Raw genomic sequence first — 1,937 nt, forward strand, 5'->3', positions numbered from 1 at the left:
GTACCGGTACCGGATTATTCCTACAGGCTCTGGGGACATCCCTGTAATAAAGCCGCTATCAGCACCCACAGCGGAAGTACTACCAGGAAGATTATTTTAATGGCAGACCTCTTTTTTCCAAAGAACAATCCTCCCAGCAGAAATAAATAGAAAAGCAGTACCGGCACTACTACCGGGCTTAACATAAACGCAGCAAATAATAAATTATCCAGTTGCTCTCCGGGGTGAATGGGATCATAAGTACGCTTCCAGAAAATCGGGCGGAGGTGATGTTCTGCCACATAGTGATTAAACGCTTCTACACTATGGAAGGTAATTGCGGTACAGGTAGTTTCATTCGCAATCACATATACCCCGCTATCCCGTTCTCCAATGATATAATTCCGGTAAAAATACCATTCATGAAAATAAATACTATCTGATGGTGTACCCGGGCATTTTGTCCACTGCAACCCCGCACGATAGGCACTTGTACCATCATACTCCATCTTATTCCCCCCTGGCGTAGGTTTCAGCCAGGACGAGAGTCCTCCTGCGTAAGCAGACTGTAACAGGAAACAACTCATTAACAACAACAGCAAACGCATACTTTACGCCGATTTCATGACAAAGGCTCAAAATAGGTAAATCTGTTGGCATGTTTTATGGCTCCTACCTGATACACTAAAAAAACTTAACCATGGAAACTATAACAACAGCTGCTACCAATGAGGTACTGAATGACCTCATAGCCATTAACAATGATCGTATTGAAGGCTATGAAAAAGCTTTGAAAGAAGCCAAACCGGAAGATGCTGATCTGAAAGCGCTTTTCACAGACATGATCGCTGAAAGTCACCAGCTCCGGAATGCACTGGGTAATGAAGTACAGGCTACCGGTGGCACTATGGAAAACAGTACTACCACCAGCGGTAAAGTATACCGTGCCTGGATGGATGTAAAAGCGGTGTTTACAGGCCACGACCGTCACACCGTACTATCTAACTGCGAAGCAGGCGAAGACGCCGCACAACGGGCTTATAAAGACGCGCTGGATCACGAAAATCTGCCGGCTTATATCCGGGAGTTATTAGCCCAGCAAAAAGATGAACTGAAACGTTCACATGATAAGGTAAAAGCATTAAGAGATCAGGCGAAGAAATAGCGACTTAGCTTTTAGCCATTAGCTTTTAGCTTTTAGCTTTTAGCAAAATGCAGCGGATAACATACTATATATGCTTATCTCCGCTGCATTTTGCTAAAAGCTAAAAGCTAATAGCTAATAGCTAAAAAAAGCTATCTTGCAATCAAACAAATGCCTGCATGAAATACGAATTACCTGCTGTGTACCATCGTCTCATGAAAAAATATCCGGTTGTTACTGAGGCAGAATGGCAGCTACTGGATTCCATTGCCACCGTAAAGCACATCAAAAAAGGAGATTCATTTTTACGCTATGGAAAAGTAGCCCGTTATTCAGCTTTTGTTATATCAGGGATGTTTAAATTTTCGATTCTGGATGAAGAAGGAAATGAGAAAATCGTAAAGTTCAGTTTCATCGATGACTTCCTGGCTAACTGTGAAAGCTACAATAAGAAAGCTCCTTCCGCTGTAAGCATCATTGCCGTGGAAGACGCTGTGATATTGAGAATAAATATCAAAAAGCTGCAGCCCCTCTATGATCTGCATATGAATCTGCTGCATGTAAACCTGCAACTATACCAGGAATTATTGGAACAACAATCTGAACACCAATATATTCTCTCTTTAAAAAGCCCGCTGCAACGCTATAAGTTCCTGCTGGAACGCCGCCCTTTTATCATACAAAAAATATCGCTGACAAATATTGCCCGCTACCTCTATACCAGCCGCGAAGCCTTGAGCAGAGCGCGTTTATACCTGCTGGACCAGACCCGCAACTTTTGTGACTGAGATCACGATCTTACGCTGAACTGTGC

General features: G+C 43.1%; 3 protein-coding genes. 2 read left to right on the forward strand and 1 reads right to left on the reverse strand.

The window, feature by feature from the left end:
* Positions 1-20: 20 nt before the first annotated feature.
* Positions 21-587 carry a hypothetical protein gene (locus AC1DP6_RS36390; protein WP_477059295.1) on the reverse strand — a complete coding sequence of 189 codons (567 nt, stop codon included), beginning with the start codon at positions 585-587 and terminating at the stop codon, positions 21-23.
* 92 nt (positions 588-679) lie between these two features.
* Between AC1DP6_RS36390 and AC1DP6_RS36395 the strand changes: the two genes are divergently transcribed.
* Positions 680-1,144, forward strand: a complete 465-nt coding sequence (locus AC1DP6_RS36395; RefSeq protein WP_477024225.1) for a PA2169 family four-helix-bundle protein — start codon at positions 680-682, stop codon at positions 1,142-1,144.
* 158 nt (positions 1,145-1,302) lie between these two features.
* A complete protein-coding gene (locus AC1DP6_RS36400) occupies positions 1,303-1,911 on the forward strand; it encodes a Crp/Fnr family transcriptional regulator (protein ID WP_441576123.1) in 609 nt (202 codons plus the stop codon).
* Positions 1,912-1,937 lie beyond the last annotated feature (26 nt).

Source organism: Chitinophaga sp. 01L420 (genome assembly GCF_056399985.1).